We start from the raw sequence: 16079 nt of genomic DNA, 5'->3' as shown, positions 1-16079 counted from the left end.
TCGTGGCTTGAGGGTCTAACAGTCAGGTATGCAAACGTGCCGGCAGGGCCGGCCAGACAAAAATCAGGCGCGCCAACGCCAGCGGGCCAGGGCCTTGATGACTTTCATCCAGAGTTTGCGAGTGACCACCACGATGGAGTTTCCAGAATGGGATGGAACAGCGTCGGGCAACGTTATCTCAGCGGCAGGTTCTAAGCAACCGGGGATCAGCGCCCGCAGGTTGTCGATCACCAGCGCCGGCGACTCCTCGGCAATCGGCCGGCCGTGATTGTAGCCGTAGCTCAGGGCGACGCACTTGACCCCCGCTGCCTTGGCTGCAAGCACGTCACTACGCGAATCGCCGACGAACAGTGATTGCGAGGCCGGCACGCTGGCCATCTTCATCACAAAGAACAGCGCCGCCGGGTCGGGTTTCTTCTGCGGCAGGGTATCGCCGCCGATGATCCAGCGGAAATACCGACCGATTTTCATCTGGTCCAGCAAGGGGGCCACGAAACGCTCGGGCTTGTTGGTAATCAGGGCCATTTCCACGCCCTGCTTGTGCAGCCACTTGAGAGTCTCGCGCGCACCGGGATAGACCACGGTCAACTCGTGGCTGTCCTCGTAGGCGGTATTGAACAGCTCCAGCGCATACTCGGCCTCGACATCGTCGACACCCTGGGCCTCCAGGCTGTTGGCCAGGGCCCGGCGCACCAGCATGGGCGCACCGTTGCCAACCCACTCACGCACCGCCTCGACACCGGCAGGCTTGCGCCCCAGCTTGAGCAGCATCTGATCCACGGCGGCCGCAAGGTCCGGTACCGAATCGACCAGGGTGCCATCCAGGTCGAACATCACCAGCCGTGGCAGGCGCCCCTGGAACAGCTGCTCAAAGGCGCTCATGGTCGCGCCAACGCCAGTTCGGCACGCATTTTCTCGATGACTTCCTGATAGTTCGGCGCATTGAAGATCGCCGAGCCTGCCACAAAGGTATCGGCGCCTGCGGCAGCGATTTCGCGGATGTTGCCCACGTTCACCCCACCGTCGATTTCCAGGCGGATATCCCGCCCGGAGGCATCGATCAAGGCACGAGCCTCACGCAGCTTGTCGAGGGTGCCCGGAATGAACTTCTGCCCGCCAAAGCCCGGGTTGACACTCATCAGCAGCACCATGTCGACCTTGTCCATCACGTACTTGAGCACGTCCAGCGGAGTTGCCGGGTTGAACACCAGGCCGGCCTTGCAACCGCCTTCGCGGATCATCTGCAGGGAACGGTCCACATGCAGCGTGGCTTCGGGGTGGAAGGTGATGTAGGTGGCGCCCGCTTCGATGAAGTCACCGATGATGCGGTCCACCGGAGTGACCATCAGGTGTGCATCGATCGGCGCGGTGATCCCGTACTTGCGCAGCGCAGCGCAGACCATCGGGCCGATGGTCAGGTTCGGCACATAGTGGTTGTCCATGACATCGAAATGCACGATGTCGGCGCCGGCGGCCAGGACATTGTCCACTTCCTCGCCCAGACGGGCGAAGTCGGCGGAGAGAATCGACGGAGCAATAGCGAAGGGCTGCATGACGCACCTTTTTTGAGCAGAATCACGATGGCGCGCATTGTATACCTCATGCTTTGGAGCGCACACCGTAACCGCGATGATCAGTAGGCCGCGCGATAGATCTTCTCGATATCGGCGGGGCTCAGCCGGCGCGGGTTGTTGCGCATCAAGCGCTCGATACCAGCGGCCTCGACGGCCATGGCCGGGATCGCATCCTCGGGCACGCCGAAGCTGCGCAAGCCGCTGGGAATTTCCACCGCCGCACACAACGCTGCCATGGCCTCCACTGCCCGGTCGGCCGCCTCGCTGGCGCTCAGGTGCGCGGTCTGTACCCCCATGGCCTCGGCGATATCCTGCATACGCTCGACGCAGGCCATCTTGTTCCAGGTCATGACATAGGGCAGCAGCAAGGCATTGCTGACCCCGTGGGACATATGAAAGCGTCCGCCCAGGGGATAGGCCATCGCATGCACCGCACCGACCCCGGCATTGCCGAAGGCCATGCCGGCCATCAGGCTGGCGGTGGCCATGTCCTCCCGGGCCTGCAGGTGGGCCGGGTTGGCAAAGGCCTTGGGTAAAGCCTTGACGATCAGCTTGATGGCGCCGATGGCCAGGGAGTCGGTGATCGCGGAAGCATTGAGGGACAGGTAGGCCTCGATGGCATGCGCCAGGGCATCGACGCCGCTGGCCGCGGTGACACGCGGTGGACAGGTCAGGGTCATCTGCGGGCTGACCAGGGCCACGTCCGGCAGCAGGTAGTCGCTGATGATGCCTTTCTTCAATTGCGCGACCCGGTCCGAGAGGATCGCCACATTGGTCACTTCCGAACCAGTGCCTGCGGTGGTGGGAATGGCGATCAGCGGCGGCCCCTTGCGCGGCACCTGGTCGATGCCGAACAGGTCCTCCAGGGCGCCGTGATAGCCGGCATAGGCCCCGACACTCTTGGCGATATCGATGGCGCTGCCGCCGCCCAGGCCGATCAGCCCGTCATGCCCGCCCTCGCGGTACACCTGCATGCAGTCCTCGACGATGGCGATTTCCGGATCGGGCTGCACCCGGTCGAAGACTTCGTAACTGCGCTCCCCCAGGTGGGCCAGCGCCAGCTCCACCGTGCCGGACCTGAGCAGGGCAGTATCGGTGACGATCAGCGGGTTATCGACATCCAGGCGGGTCAGCTCGGCAGCCAGTTGCTCGATGGCGGTGCTGCCGGTCAGCAATTTATGGGCGATCTTGAAAGAGGAAATACTCATGTGCGCAGCCTCTTATATAAAGGTGGGAGCCGGCACAAGCGTAGCTGGGGATTGCGCAACCGGGCTGTCGCGATGCCCGATCGGCATCACGACAGTGCTCACGTTACCCGCGAAGGCTCAGGCCACCTCGCTTTCCACCGCCCGGGCGGGCTTGGCCTGGGGCCCTGGCTGGGCATCCGGGACGGGAGTTGCGTCCGCGGCGCCCAGGTCCTTGCTGAAAGTCCGGTCGTTCTCGCCCTTGAAGAAGTTCTTGCCGTAGATCAGCAGGCACAGCACCACGCCAATGGCAAAGCCCCAACTGGCGCCCTTGATCGCCAGCACTGCACCGATCACCCCTGCGATGCCCAGGTCACGCTGGCTACGGGCCTCGAGAATGCCCAGGCGCACGCTGACGTAACCCTGGATCAGCAAGGTCAGCGCCAGCGCGACCCCGAGAATCGGCTGCACCAGGGTCACTACCGGCAACAGCAGCAAGCCGGTGTTGGTGCCCCAGCGGAACGAACCCATGCCGCCATAGATCGACTTCATGGCCTTGGGCCCGCCCTTGAAGCGCTCGATCACCACCACCAGCATCGCCGCCCATTTCGGCCCGCACATGGCAATGTCCGGACCGAAGATGCTCATGAATGCGTTGCGCCCGCCGAAGATCAGGTGCGAGCGGTCCGGGTCGTAGTCGACTTTTTCGTCGGTGCGGATCTGCTCGGCCTCGTCCAGCAGCACCTTGGCGCTGAGCACATCGCCAAAGACGATGATGTACACCGCGAGCATGGTCGGCAGCGCGCTGATGAACATCGACAGCGGCGGCATGCCCAGGCCGAACACCGTGTAGTTGTTCCACAGGCCGATGAAGTCCGGCTTGCTCAGGCCCCACTGGATGGTCGGCCACGGCGCTTCACCGAACAGCGGCGCCAGCACTACCGCCAGCAGGATGATCGGCAGGATGCCCAGCTTGGCGAAGTTCCACCAGAAGCGGTTGCGCAGCTTGAGCTGGGCAAAGTGCTGGGAAAAGATCAGGTAGAAGGCAATGCCGATGGCGATGGAAATGGTCCAGGGAAAACTGTCGAACTTGCCGCCCACCTGGAACACCGCGGTCACCGCACTGAGCCCGGCGCCGACAATGATTCCCGACTTGATCGCCGAGGGCACGAAGCCCACCACCTTGCGCGCCATGCCGGTGGCCCCCAGGGCGATGGAGAACACCCCGAGCATCAACTGGAAGGCAATCAGCGCGTGGACACGCTCCGGGCCCACGGGAAACTGCGCGCAATAGGCCATCAGCAGCGGCACCGCCGGGGTGATCCAGCCGGGCACCACGGGGTCGCCCAGCAGGTGGTGGGCCAGGTACAACAGGCCGTTGAGCATGACCACGGCCAGGGCCATCTCGAAGGGCATGCCGAGGAACTCGGTCATCAGTGGAATGGCCGCCAGGTCGACGGCGCACATCAGCAAGCCTTGCAGGTAGTCCGGCAGCTCGAATTTGTAGTGGATAAAGGGCAAACGCACCTTGAACGGGCCAAGGGCGATGTACGGCGTTTCGTGCCGAGTGTCGGAAGGCGTTGGCATCAACTGCACCTGTCTTATTGGTATTGGTGGCGGTGTAAAGCGGCCCGCGCCAGTTGGCACGGGCAAGGATCGATCAATAGGCAGCCCGGTAGATCTGCTCGATATCGCCGGGGCTCAGTTGGCGCGGGTTGTTGCGCATCAGCCGCTGGATACCCGCCGCTTCCACGGCCATGGCCGGGATCGCGTCCTCGGGCACACCGAAGCTGCGCATGCCCGTGGGGATGTCCACCGCAGCGCACAGCGCAGCCATGGCCTGGACCGCCTGCTCTGCGGCCTGGCCATCACTGAGCCCGGCGATCGGCAGGTCCATGGCCTGGGCGATATCGCGAAAGCGCTCGACACAGGCCATCTTGTTCCAGGCCATGACGTAGGGCAGTAGCAGCGCGTTGCTCACCCCGTGGGCGATATTGAAGCGCCCGCCCAGGGGATAGGCCAGGGCATGCACTGCACCGACTCCGGCATTGCCGAAGGCCATGCCGGCCATCAGGCTGGCGGTGGCCATGTCTTCCCGGGCCTGCAGGTTGGCCGGGTTGGCGTAGGCCTTGGGCAGCGCCCTGACGATCAGGCGGATCGCGCCCAGGGCCAGGGAGTCGGTGATCGGCGAACCGTTGAGCGACAGGTAGGACTCCACCGCATGCACCAGCGCGTCGACGCCACTGGCGGCGGTGACGCTGCGCGGGCAGGTCAGGGTCATCACCGGGCTCACCAGCGCTACGTCCGGCAGCAGGTAATCGCTGACGATGCCCTTTTTCAACTGGGCCACCTTGTCCGAGAGGATCGCCACGTTGGTCACCTCCGAACCGGTGCCCGCAGTAGTAGGAATGGCAATCAGCGGCGGCCCCTTGCACTGCACCTGATCCACCCCGAACAGTTCTTCCAGCGCGCCTTCATGGCCGGCGAACGCCGCCACCGCCTTGGCGATATCAATGGCGCTGCCGCCGCCCAGGCCGATCAGGCCATCGTGGCCACCGGCCCGGTAAGCCTGGGTGCAGGCCTGGACTATGGCGATTTCCGGCTCCGGCTGGACCTCGTCGAAGATCCGGTAGGCGCGCCCGCCCAGGTGGGCCAGGGCCAGATCGACGGTGCCGGACTTGACCAGGATCGCATCGGTGACGATCAGCGGGTTGCTGATCTGCAGGCGCGCCAGTTCGGCGTCCAGCTGTTCGATGGCGCCCTGGCCAGTAATCAGTTTGTTGGCAATCTTGAACGCAGAGATACTCATCAGCTCGGCCTTGTTTAATTGTTGTGGCAAGAGCGCCGTCAGGCGGCCACTCTCGAATGGGCTCGCAGGCTGTAGAGCGAAAGCTGTGCCAAGATACGCAAAGCCTTGATCTACAAGGCTCTGGAAGGAAATCCAGGGGAATGACCGGGCCGTCGCGATTGAATTGCTGATCGCTGCAGGCAGCTCTGATCAGAATCCTAATCAGAGTGTTCCCAGCGCTTCATCTTCTGCACCACCGTGGCCTGGCTCACCCCCAGCGCCTTGGCGGCCAGGCGGGTGGTCTTGTGCAGTTGCAGGGCCGCGCGAATCGCCTGGCGCTCGGCGTTCTCCAGCACCTTGCGCAGCGGCAGGCGGCTGTCGTCGGTGTTGCGGGCCTGTTGCTCGATCAGGTCCTCCGGCAGGTCCAGGGCCTCTATCACCTGGCCGGAGCAGGTCACCACCAGGCGCTCCACCACGTTGATCAGCTCGCGGATGTTCCCCGGCCAGGCATACTCGCCCAGCAGTTCCAGGGCTTCCAGGCTCCACTGCACCTCACGCTGATAGCGCTGGTTGAAGTGCTCCAGGTAGTACTCCAGCAAGGGGCCGATTTCCTCGCTGCGCTCGCGCAGGGCCGGGATCGCGATGGGCACCACATTCAGGCGGTAATACAGGTCGGCGCGGAACTTGCCCTCGGCCACCCGCTGCTTGAGGTCGTGATGGGTGGCGCTGATGATGCGCACATCCACCTCCTTGAGCTCCAGGCCGCCCACCGGAATGAAGCGGTTCTCTTCGATGACCTTGAGCAGCTTGACCTGCACCGCCAGGGGCAGATCGCCGATCTCGTCGAGAAACAGCGTACCGTTGTGTGCCAGCTCCAGCAGCCCGCGCTTGCCCTTGCTGCCGGCACCGGTGAAGGCACCCGGGGCATAGCCGAACAGCTCGGCCTCGATCAGGTTCTCCGGCAGCGCCCCGCAGTTGAGGGCCAGGAACGGTTCGCGGGCACGAGCACTGGCGTTGTGGATAAATTGCGCCACCAGGGTTTTACCCACACCCGTCTCCCCCTGCAACAGCACCTTCACGTCGCAGTCGGCCACTTGCCGGGCCTGGGCAAAGACCCGCCCGGAAACCTCCTGGTCGGCCATCAGCGGTGATTGCAACAGGTCGTCACGCTGGCCCGCATGCAGCCGCGCAGTGCTGGTGCGCAGCTGCTTGAGCTGCTGCAACTCGTCGCGCTCGCGCTTGATGCGCAGCAGCTCGGTCATGTCGCGCACGGTGCTGACCACATAGCGAATGCTCTGGTCGGCGGCGAGGATCGGCGTGGCACTGACCAGCAACTTCTTGCCGTGGCTGAGGCTCTGCATCACCGACACCGGCCGACCGTCCTGCAGTACCCGTAGTGAAGCGGACTGGGAAATCACCCCACTCTTCACCAGTTCCTGCATCGGCCGCCCCAGCAGCTCGGCGCCGTTCAGGCCGGTGAGGCGCTCGTAGGCCTGGTTGACCTTGAGGGTCTGGCCCTGGCCATCGGTGATGTAGACGCCGTCATGCAGCGCATTGAGCAGCTCTTCGAAACTGGCATCGTTGAAGTTCACCCGCGACTCCACAGTAAGCATGGGAAGCGCGCAGTTTACGGGTGAACGACAAGCAGAGGGGACGGGGCGGCCCAGACCTTAGTACAAGGCCGCCCGAGGGGCTCAGGCCTGAGCCGTGCGCAGTTTCTCGCTGCGCCCACGCAGCCATTCCAGGGTCAGCAGCAGGATCACCGAGAAGGCGATCAGCAACGTGGCCGCAGCGGCGATGGTCGGGCTGAGGTTCTCGCGGATGCCGCTGAACATCTGCCGCGGCAGGGTGGCCTGCTCCGGGCCGGCAAGGAACAGGGTCACCACCACCTCATCGAACGAGGTGGCGAAGGCGAACAGCGCGCCACTGATGACCCCGGGGGCGATCAACGGCAAGGTCACCCGGCGGAATGTGGTCAGCGGCGAGGCGCCCAGGCTGGCCGCGGCCCGCACCAGGTTGTGGTTGAAGCCCTGCAGGGTTGCCGACACGGTGATGATCACGAAAGGCACGCCGAGCACCGCATGCACGATGATCAGCGAAAAGAAACTGTTGCCCATGCCCAGCGGGGCGAAGAACAGGTAGCTGGCCACACCGATGATCACTACCGGTACCACCATCGGCGAAATCACCAGGGCCATCACCAGCGCCTTGCCGGGGAAATCACCGCGGGTCAGGCCGATGGCCGCCAGGGTGCCGAAGACCATGGCCAGCAAGGTTGCGGCCGGCGCCACGATGACGCTGTTCTTCAGCGCGCGCATCCACTCGGCAGAGGCGAAGAAGTCCTGGTACCAGTGCAGCGAAAAGCCCTGCAGCGGGTACACCAGGAAACTGCCGGAGTTGAACGACAGCGGGATGATCACCAGCACCGGCAACACCAGGAACAACAGGATCAAGCCGCAGAGAATCCGCAAGCTGTAGAACCAGACCCGTTCGACGGGCGACATGTAGGGGCTCAGCATTTCGATTCTCTCCTTAGCTCAGGCGCAGGCGGCTTGCGCCCACCAGCCAGCTGTAAATCAGATAGAGCACGATGGTCGCCAGCAACAGCAGGCCGCCCAGGGCCGTGGCCATGCCCCAGTTGATGCTGGTGTTGGTATAGAAGGCGACGAAGTAGCTGACCATCTGGTCGTTCGGGCTGCCCAGCAATGCCGGGGTGATGTAGTAACCAATCGCCAGGATGAACACCAGCAGGCAACCAGCGCCGACCCCGGCGTAGGTCTGCGGGAAATACACCCGCCAGAAGCTGGCGAACGGATGGCAGCCCAGGGAGATCGCCGCACGCATGTAGGTCGGCGAGATGCCTTTCATCACGCTGTAGATCGGCAGGATCATGAACGGCAACAGGATGTGCACCATGGAGATGTAGACCCCGGTGCGGTTGAACACCAGTTCCAGGGGCTTGTCGATCACCCCCATGGCCAGCAGCGCGCTGTTGATCAGGCCACCCGATTGCAGCAGCACGATCCACGCCGCCACTCGCACCAGGATCGAGGTCCAGAACGGCAGCAGCACCAGGATCATCAGGAGGTTGCTCTTGCGCGCCGGCAGGTTGGCCAGCAGGTACGCCAGGGGATAGGCCAGGGCCAGGCAGATGGCGGTGATCACCAGGCCCATCCAGAAGGTGCGGGCGAAGATGTCCAGGTAGATGGACTGGTCCGGGGTGGCCGGCGCCAGTTCGCCCAGGTCGTCGATGCGATGGTCCACCGCCGCCAGCAGGTAGTACGGGGTCAGGCTGCTGGTGTTGCGGCGGATCGCCTGCCAGTAGGCCGGGTCGCCCCAGCGCTCATCCAGGCTTTCCATGGCTTCTTTATAGGATTCGGGCTCGGCCTTGAACGGCAGGGCGCGAGCGGTCTTGGTCAGCAGGCTGCGGTAGCCGGCCAACTCCATGTTCAGGCGCTTGGACAGGTCGCCCAGGGTCTGATTCTTGCGGGCGTCCGCCAGGTCTTCGCTCAACGCCTTGTAGGCCCCTTCAGCGGGCAGGCCACGACCGTCCCAGGCACTCACGGCCGCCACAGTACGCGGCATGCCGCCGACCACTTCCGGGTTGCCGACGCTCTTGTACAGCAGCGCCACGATCGGTACCAGGAACACCAGCAGCAGAAACAGCACCAGGGGCGCGATCAGCGCCTGGGCCTTCCAGCGGTTGACCCGCTCGGCACGGGCCAGCCGCTGCTTGAGGGTCGGGCCGGTGACCGCGTTCAGGGGAACGGTGATGGTCATGACAAACTCCGCGAATCGATCTTTCGAATACAAACCACCAGGCGGCAGGAGCGGGCTTGGCCGCGCATCGAAGGCTGTGCTTCAACATCAAGGTTGATGCTGATGACGCCTTCGCGAGCAAGCTCGCTCCTACAACGGCAGGGGGTGGTTACTTGGCTGCCCAGGCGTTGAAGCGCTGTTCCAGTTGCTCACCGTTGTCAGCCCAGAAGCTGACGTCGATCTGCACCTGGTTGGCGATGTTTTCCGGAGTGGTCGGCATGTCCTTGAGGATGTCCTTGGCCAGCAGCGGCACGGCCTGAGTGTTGGCCGGGCCGTAGGCGATATTCTCCGAATAGGTCTTCTGCTGCTGCGGTTGCACCGAGTAGGCGATGAACTTCTTCGCCGCTTCGGCGCGAGCCTTGTCCAGGCCTTTTGGAATGGCCCAGGCGTCGAAGTCGTAGATGCCGCCGTTCCACACCACTTTCAGGTTGCTTTCCTTCTGCACCGCGGCGATCCGGCCGTTGTAGGCCGAGCTCATGACCACGTCGCCGGAAGCCAGGTACTGCGGCGGCTGGGCGCCGGCTTCCCACCACTGAATGTAGGGCTTGAGTTCATCGAGTTTCTTGAAGGCACGGTCCTGGCCATCCTTGCCGGCCAGGACCTTGTACACGTCCTTGGGCGCGACGCCGTCGGCCATCAGGGCGAACTCCAGGGTGTACTTGGCGCCCTTGCGCAGGCCGCGCTTGCCCGGGAACTGCTTGACGTCCCAGAAATCAGCCCAACTGCTCGGAGCGGTTTTCAGCTTGTCGGCGTTGTAGGCCAGTACCGTGGACCAGACGAAAAAGCCCACGCCGCACGGCTGGATCGCGCCCTTGACGTAGTCTTCGCTGTTACCGAACAGCGCCGGGTCCAGTTGCTCGAACATGTCCTCGTCGCAACCGCGGGACAGTTCCGGGGACTCCACTTCTACCAGGTCCCAGGACACACTCTTGGTGTCGACCATGGCCTTGATCTTGGCCATTTCGCCGTTGTATTCGCCGGCGATGATCTTGCCCTTGCCCGCCGCTTCCCAAGGGGCATAGAAGGCCTTGACCTGGGCCGCCTTGTTCGCCCCGCCAAAGGACACCACGGTCAGGTCCGGGCCCGCCGCCATGGCGTGCGCCGCACCCATCATGCCCAGTGCCAGGGCGGTGAATTTCAGGGATCTCAACATTTATTGTGTTCTCCACGTGCAGGTTGGTGTTGCAGGGGGCGATCAATTCGCCTCTAGAAGCGGGTCGAGCGCGCGAACGTGCTCGACTTGCCAGCCAAGCGGCACCACGTCACCTACTGCCAGCGCAGGATCGAGCTCGGCAATCGGCTGTTTCACGAAGAAGTCGCTCTTGCCGCAGACTTCCAGGCGCACCCGGACGTGGTCGCCCAGATAGATGAATTCCGCCACCCGGCCGGAGAAGCGGTTGACGCAGCTTTCGCTGGAACCGTTGAGGCTCACCCGCTCCGGGCGGATGGACAAGGTCACCGGGCCGCCGACCTGGCCGACATTCACCGCCAGCGCCTCGACCTTCTCGCCACGCCCCAGCTCCACCACGCAACGCTCGCCGTTGTGGCTGTGCAGGCGGCCGTTGAGGCGGTTGTTCTCGCCGATGAAGTTGGCGACGAAGGTGTTCTTCGGCTCTTCGTAGAGAGTGCGCGGCGGCGCGATCTGCTGGATCTCGCCCTGGTGGAACACCGCCACCCGGTCGGACATGGTCAGGGCTTCGCCCTGGTCGTGGGTCACATAGACCACGGTCACGCCCAGGCGCTGGTGCAGGTGCTTGATCTCCATCTGCATGTGTTCGCGCAGTTGCTTGTCGAGGGCACCAAGGGGTTCGTCCATCAGCACTAGCTGTGGCTCGAACACCAGGGCCCGGGCCAGGGCCACCCGCTGCTGCTGGCCGCCGGACAGCTGGGCCGGGTAGCGTTGGGCGAAAGCATCGAGCTGGACCATGCTCAGCACCCGCTTGACCCGCTCGCTGATGTCGGTCTTGCTCAAGCCGCGTACCGACAGCGGAAAGGCCAGATTCTCGGCCACGGTCATGTGGGGGAACAGCGCGTAGTTCTGGAACACCATGCCGATGTCGCGCTTGTGCGGCGGCACATTGTTGATCGAGCGCCCGGCCAGCTGGATCTCGCCGGCGGTCGGGGTTTCGAAACCGGCCAGCATCATCAGGCTGGTGGTCTTGCCGGAACCGGACGGCCCCAGCAGGGTGAGGAACTCGCCTTTGCGAATTTCCAGGTTGAGGTCTTTGACGATCAGGTTCTCGCCGTCGTAGCTCTTCTGCACACCACGAAAGCTGACCAGAACATCGTTGGCCCCAGCACTTGAAACGACCTCGCTCATACCCGCACCTTTTGTTTTAGACGGCTGTGGAACAAGCCTAGAGGAGCCTTCAGAGCGCGCAAATCGGGGGCCAGGAGAGATTCGCCTCAGCCCTCTGGAAGGTTGCGTGTAGGGATTGCCCTACAAGAATGGCGCGATTGGATAAGGGCGGAGGCAAACGGCAGGCTGCAAGCGGCAAGAAACGGCGAAAGCCTGAAAGCGCGGAATGTCGCAAATGGATAAGTGCCCTCCCCCAAGGGGCGGGAGAGCACCGCAGAGGGTGTCAGAGCAGCTTGTGTTCCATGGCGTATTTCACCAGTTCGGCCAGGGAGGTGATGTTGAGTTTCTGCATCAGCCGCGCCTTGTGGGTACTGATGGTCTTGCTGCTCAGGGCCAGTTGCTGGGCAATGTCGTTGACATTGGCGCCCTGGGCCAGGCGCTCGAAAACCGAGAATTCACGCTCGGAAAGCAGCGAATGCAAGGGCCGGGTATCGGTCAGGCCGACCTCGAAGACCATGCGGTCAGCCAGGTCCGGGTCGATATAGCGGCCGCCGGATGCCACCTTGCGAATGGCCGTCAGCAGCAGCGACGGATCACTGTCCTTGGTGGCGTAGCCGGCAGCGCCGATCTTCAGCGCCCGGGCGGCCATCTGCGCCTCGTCGTGCATCGACAGCACCAGGATCGCCGGCGGATTGCTCAGGGCACGGATCCGCGGAATGGCCTCCAGGCCGTTCACCCCGGGCATGGAGATATCCAGCAGCACCACTTCGCAGGGCACCTGACGCAGGGTCTCCAGCAACTGCTCGCCGTTGCTCGCCTCGCCCACCACGACCAGGTCCTTGGCCAGGCCAATCAGTTGCTTGATGCCTTCGCGAACGATGGTGTGGTCTTCGGCTACCAGTACACGGATCACGCGTGTCTCCTCGTTATTGTTCTTGGTCCAGGGGCACCCGGACACTCAGGGTGGTGCCTTCGCCCCGCTCACTGTGCAGCGACAGGCTCCCGCCCATGATCAGCACCCGCTCGCGCATGCCTACCAGGCCAAAGGACGTCGGACGTGCAGAAGCGGTGTCGAAGCCCAGGCCGTCATCGCTGATGCTCATGCACAGCTCGTGTGCTTCCAGGGTCAGGGTGAGTTCCACAGTATGCGCCTGGGCATGGCGCATGACATTGGTCAGGGCCTCCTGGAGGATACGGAACAGGCCGACGGCCTTGGCGTCGCTCAAGCGCGGCAGGTTGTCCGGCACCTGCACCAGGCAAGGGATCTGGGTGCGGGCCTCGAACCGGCGGGCCTGCCATTCGATGGCCGAGGCGATGCCCGCATCGAGGATCGGCGGCCGCAGAGCAGTAGCCACATCCCGCACCAGCTGGAACAGCTGGGCGATCAGGCGCTTCATGCTGTTGAGGCGTTCATGCAGGCCCGGGTCGAGCTGGGCATATGCCAGCTCACACATGGACGTTTCCAGCTTGAGCACAGTCAGCATCTGCCCCAGTTCGTCATGGACTTCCCGGGCAATGCGGGCCTTTTCCTCTTCGCGCACACTTTCCAGGTGCGCCGACAGCTCCCGCAACTGTTCACGGGAGCTGGCCAGTTCCAGCTCGATGCGCTTGCTTTCGCTGATGTCCCAGACAATGCCGTCCCAGACAAACGCGCCGTCATCCAGACGCCGGGTGATGGCCTTGATCTCGGCCCAGCGCTGCTGGCCCTGGCGAGTGAGGATGCGGCCCTGCCAGGACCAGTCGCTGTCGGTGTCCAGGGCCTGGTCCTGGGTCTGGTGATAGCTGGTCTTGTCGTCCGGGTGCACCAGGCTGCGCAGGCCCTTGTCCCTGTGGGCCAGCACTGCTGGCGAGTAGCCCACCAGGGTCTCGCTGCCTTCGCTGATATAGGCGAAGTCGATCTGCCCGGTGACCGGCGCCCGCTCCAGGCGGAACACCAGGCCCGGCACGTTGGCTGCAATCCCCTGCAGACGCGCCTCGCTTTCGCGCAGGGCCGCCAGCGCGCGACGGCGCTCGGTCACGTCATTGAGATAGACCACCAGGTATTCGCTGTCGCGAAAGCGCAGGAAGCTCAGGGACACGTCCGTCGGCAGGATGCTGCCATCGGCACGCACACACTGGGTCTCGAAACTTTGCACGCCCTCCTCGCTGGCCCGGGCCCGCTTCCACAGGTTGAGCCAGCGATCCATATGCAGGTTGGGCTCGAAATCGATCAGCGGCCGGTCGATCACCCCGCCCGCCGGGTAACCGAGCATCTCTTCGGCTGCCCGGTTGGCGTAGCGCACATGGCTGTCCCAATTGACCCAGAGAATGCCCACGGTGCTCTGATCGATGGAGAACTGGGTCAGGCGCAGGGCTTCCTCGCTGGCGGCACGCAAGGCGATGTCCTCCCGCGCCGCCAGCAGGCGCTGCTCCAGGCTGCGCTGCTGGCGGCGCTGCCAGAAGACGATCGCCAGACTCGCCAGCAGCAGGATCACCAACAGCAGGCTGAGGTTCTGCCAGACTCCGGGGGACTCGCCAAGCCGCGGGTACTTGGGCTGGAGCCAGCGGCCATGGAGCTGCTCCAGCTCCTTGGCCGGGATCGCATGCAAGGCCGCTTCGACAATGCTCGCCAGTTCCGGCCAATCGCGGCGGGTGGCTACCCGCAGCAATTGCGGCAGGCCGATATCCCCCACCACGGCCAGCCCGGCGAACTCCGCCTCCCCCGAAAGGCGACTGAGCTGAGCCTCGTCCACCACCGCGTAGCGGGCCTGCTGGCTCAGCAGCAACTGCAGGGCCTGGCGCTCCAGGGGCACTCCTTGCAAGTTGAGGTTGGGGTAAGTCAGGCGCAGGTAATCGGCCACCGCACTGGGCATGCGCACGGCGACCCGGGCCTGGCTGTCGAGTTTTTCCAGCTCCACCGTACCTGCGCCCTTGCGCTCCCCGACCACCAGCTGCGGCACGCGCATATAGGGGTCGCTGAACAACCACAGGCGCAGACCGGCCGGGGTCTGGGTCAGGCCCGGGGCCATGTCCACCTCGCCGTCGCGCAGGGCCCGCTCCAGCTGTGCCTGGTCAGGGAAGTTGCGCCAGCTGAGCTCGATGTTCAGCGCCTTGGCCAGGGCTTGCATCAACTCGACATTGGCCCCGGACAGCCGTTGCAGGCGCCGGTCGTACTGGGCGAACGGCGCCTGCAGCACCAGCCCCACCCGCAACTCGGGGTGCTGCGCCAGCCACTGGCGCTGTTCCAGGCTCAAGGGCGCAGTCGGCACCTGGGGCGCCGGGGCCGCACGGCCTATCAAGGGAAGGCACAGACAGCCGATAAGCAGAAGGCAGCGAAAACGCATCATCTGAAGTCTCACACCCTGACAAATACTGACCAACCCATTAGGCTGCCGGAATTACTTCTGGCCTGGAATATCCGATGCCCCTTGTCCACCGCTCGGCACTGCCCGCATTGTGCCTGTCGCTGATCCTGCCCTGGACCTTTTCTGTGCAAGCTGCCGACCCGGCTCCAGAAACCAAGACTCCCGAGGAACAACCGGCGCAACGCCAACCCCTGCCTGAGCGTAGCCAGGAAGACGCCGCCGCCCTGGAGCGCCAGTTGCCCGCCCTGGAACAGCAGCAGTTGCAAGCCGGCGGCGATACCTTCCTGGCCCTGTGGAAGCCGGCCAACACCAGCGACCCCAAGGGCGTGGTGATTATCCTCCCGGGAGCGGGTGAAACCGCTGACTGGCCGCAAGCCATTGCACCTTTGCGCAACAAATTGCCGGACACCGAGTGGGCCAGCCTGAGCCTGACCCTGCCCGACATGCTCAGCGAGGCCGCGCAACCACGGGTGGTCGAAGCCGCACCGGCCCCTACGGACAAGGCCAACACCGCCAAGGATGCCAGCACCGAGGCCAAGCCGATCGAGCAGGTCGCTGGCGGCGAAGCCGACGTGGCCGACCGGGTAGTAGCAGAAAGCACGGAAGAGCAGATCAAGGCTGATGCCGAGCGCATCTTCACCCGCGTCGATGCTGCCCTGGCCTTTGCCGAACAGCAGAACGCCCGCAGTATCGTGCTCCTGGGTCATGGTACGGGTGCCTACTGGGCCGCACGCTACCTCAGCGAGAAACAGCCGGCCCAGGTACAGAAGCTGGTGATGGTAGCAGCCCAGTCCCCGGCCAATGGCAAACCGCAACTGGTGGAGATCACGCCTACGTTGAAGCTGGCCACTGCCGACTTCTTCTATGTCGACAAGCCTCTGGCGCAAAAAGCCGCCCTGGAGCGACTGCAAGCGAGCAAGCGCCTGAAGCACTCGAACTTCAGCCAGATTCCCCTCAAGGCCCTGCCCGGCAACAACACCGCCCAGCAAGAGCAGCTGTTTCGCCGGGTACGCGGTTGGTTGAACCCTCAGAACACCGATAGCTGAGCCCACAGGCCGCGACTGCCGCAGC

13 protein-coding genes are annotated in these 16079 nt (G+C 64.1%); 1 reads left to right on the top strand and 12 read right to left on the bottom strand.

All coding sequences use genetic code 11. The features are described 5' to 3' along the window. Positions 1 to 63: 63 nt before the first annotated feature. The 12 genes from AC1RMG_RS24570 to AC1RMG_RS24515 all read right to left on the bottom strand — a co-directional run bounded on the left by AC1RMG_RS24570 (position 64) and on the right by AC1RMG_RS24515 (position 14990). Positions 64 to 882, bottom strand: a complete 819-nt coding sequence (locus AC1RMG_RS24570) for a phosphoglycolate phosphatase (protein WP_011063808.1) — start codon at positions 880 to 882, stop codon at positions 64 to 66. Continuing rightward, positions 879 to 1553, bottom strand: a complete 675-nt coding sequence (gene rpe / locus AC1RMG_RS24565) for a ribulose-phosphate 3-epimerase (RefSeq protein WP_011063809.1) — start codon at positions 1551 to 1553, stop codon at positions 879 to 881. Before rpe ends, AC1RMG_RS24570 begins: the two co-directional genes overlap by 4 nt. Before the next feature lie 80 nt (positions 1554 to 1633). After that, entirely contained in the window at positions 1634 to 2782 is a 1149-nt protein-coding gene (locus AC1RMG_RS24560) for an iron-containing alcohol dehydrogenase (protein WP_011063810.1), read from the bottom strand. 117 nt (positions 2783 to 2899) lie between these two features. Next, a complete protein-coding gene (locus tag AC1RMG_RS24555) occupies positions 2900 to 4345 on the bottom strand; it encodes a hypothetical protein (RefSeq protein WP_283991898.1) in 1446 nt (481 codons plus the stop codon). 73 nt (positions 4346 to 4418) lie between these two features. Then, complete coding sequence (locus AC1RMG_RS24550) at positions 4419 to 5567, bottom strand: iron-containing alcohol dehydrogenase (RefSeq protein WP_493170442.1); 1149 nt, start codon at positions 5565 to 5567, stop codon at positions 4419 to 4421. Positions 5568 to 5764: 197 nt separating this feature from the next. Then, entirely contained in the window at positions 5765 to 7138 is a 1374-nt protein-coding gene (locus tag AC1RMG_RS24545; RefSeq protein WP_053160230.1) for a sigma-54 interaction domain-containing protein, read from the bottom strand. A gap of 102 nt (positions 7139 to 7240) precedes the next feature. Further along, entirely contained in the window at positions 7241 to 8065 is an 825-nt protein-coding gene (locus tag AC1RMG_RS24540; RefSeq protein WP_011063814.1) for an ABC transporter permease, read from the bottom strand. A gap of 13 nt (positions 8066 to 8078) precedes the next feature. Next, positions 8079 to 9326, bottom strand: coding sequence for an ABC transporter permease (locus tag AC1RMG_RS24535; RefSeq protein WP_011063815.1), 1248 nt, complete (start codon positions 9324 to 9326; stop codon positions 8079 to 8081). 148 nt (positions 9327 to 9474) lie between these two features. Then, positions 9475 to 10518 carry an ABC transporter substrate-binding protein gene (locus tag AC1RMG_RS24530; RefSeq protein WP_011063816.1) on the bottom strand — a complete coding sequence of 348 codons (1044 nt, stop codon included), beginning with the start codon at positions 10516 to 10518 and terminating at the stop codon, positions 9475 to 9477. Between the two features lie 42 nt (positions 10519 to 10560). Then, positions 10561 to 11685, bottom strand: a complete 1125-nt coding sequence (locus tag AC1RMG_RS24525) for an ABC transporter ATP-binding protein (RefSeq protein ID WP_015637246.1) — start codon at positions 11683 to 11685, stop codon at positions 10561 to 10563. A gap of 262 nt (positions 11686 to 11947) precedes the next feature. Beyond that, positions 11948 to 12577 carry a response regulator gene (locus tag AC1RMG_RS24520; protein ID WP_011063818.1) on the bottom strand — a complete coding sequence of 210 codons (630 nt, stop codon included), beginning with the start codon at positions 12575 to 12577 and terminating at the stop codon, positions 11948 to 11950. Positions 12578 to 12590: 13 nt separating this feature from the next. Then, positions 12591 to 14990 (bottom strand): PAS domain-containing sensor histidine kinase, encoded by a 2400-nt coding sequence (locus AC1RMG_RS24515; RefSeq protein WP_493170440.1) that lies wholly within the window; start codon positions 14988 to 14990, stop codon positions 12591 to 12593. A gap of 74 nt (positions 14991 to 15064) precedes the next feature. Between AC1RMG_RS24515 and AC1RMG_RS24510 the strand changes: the two genes are divergently transcribed. Beyond that, on the top strand, positions 15065 to 16054 hold the full coding sequence (locus AC1RMG_RS24510) for an alpha/beta hydrolase family protein (RefSeq protein ID WP_015637248.1): 990 nt from the start codon (positions 15065 to 15067) through the stop codon (positions 16052 to 16054). The last annotated feature ends 25 nt before the right edge of the window (positions 16055 to 16079 follow it).

The organism is Pseudomonas sp. GW822-FHT04H02, assembly GCF_058800645.1.
The sequence above is the reverse complement of the archived record's forward strand: the minus strand, read 5'-3'. Positions and strand labels throughout refer to the sequence as shown.